Source organism: Microbacterium sp. 69-7, from assembly GCF_001897985.1.
GTDB lineage: Bacteria > Actinomycetota > Actinomycetes > Actinomycetales > Microbacteriaceae > Microbacterium > Microbacterium laevaniformans.
Window position 1 is genome coordinate 4,062 of the sequence record NZ_MKRU01000107.1, and the last position, 1,055, is coordinate 5,116.

Below are 1,055 nucleotides of genomic sequence, written 5' to 3' on the forward strand. Positions count from 1 at the left end.
TGGTCGGCTTCGCCCGGTTCGGCGACCTGGGCGGAGACGTCTCGCACCTGAACCTGCACAAGACGTTCGCCATCCCGCACGGCGGCGGCGGACCGGGCGTCGGCCCGGTGGCCGCGAAGGCGCACCTCGCGCCGTTCCTGCCGTCGCACCCGCTGGCGCAGCGCGCCGAGCACGCGGGCGGGTTCGTCTTCGACGGCGGACCGATCTCGGCGGCGCCGTATGGCTCGGCATCCATCCTGCCGATCTCGTGGGCGTACATCCGCATGATGGGCGCCGAGGGGCTGCGGGAGGCGACCGGGGCGGCGGTGCTCGCGGCGAACTACATCGCCGTGCGCCTGCGCGACCACTATCCGGTGCTGTACGCGGGGGAGGGCGGGCTCGTCGCCCACGAGTGCATCCTCGATCTGCGGCCACTGAAGGAAGCGACCGGTGTGAGCGTGGACGACGTCGCGAAGCGGCTGATCGACTACGGCTTCCACGCGCCGACGATGTCGTTCCCGGTGGCGGGAACGCTGATGGTCGAGCCGACCGAATCCGAGGACCTCGGAGAGCTCGAGCGGTTCATCGAGGCCATGATCGCCATCCGGGCCGAGGCGGATGCCGTGGCATCCGGCACCTGGCCGGCCGATGACAATCCGCTGGTGAACGCCCCGCATACGGCGGAGTCGGTCATCGCGGGGCAGTGGTCGCATCCGTATCCGCGCGAGCTCGCCGCCTACCCCGTGCACAGTCTGGTGCGCACGAAGTACTGGCCGCCGGTGCGCCGGATCGACAACGCGTACGGCGACCGCAACCTCGTCTGCGCCTGCCCGCCCGTGGAGGCCTTCGCCTAGCCCCGAGCGGCCCGCGCGGTCTCGCGGTCCGTGTGGCCCGCGAGACACGCGTTCCGCACCGAGACACCGATGTACACCCGGTGTCTCGGTGCGGGGGCGGTGTCTCGCGGACGGAGCGAACGGGGCGGTGTCTCGCGGACGGAGCGGACGGAGCGGACGGAGCGGGTGCGGTCACGGCAGGCCGCGGAGCGCGCGGTCGAGCGAACCCAGCAGCCCGAGATC

The 1,055-nt window shown here is 72.1% G+C and carries 1 pseudogene; it reads left to right on the forward strand.

The features are described 5' to 3' along the window. Positions 1-833: pseudogene (locus tag BGN98_RS13595) on the forward strand (glycine dehydrogenase (aminomethyl-transferring)); the annotation flags it as partial. Positions 834-1,055 lie beyond the last annotated feature (222 nt).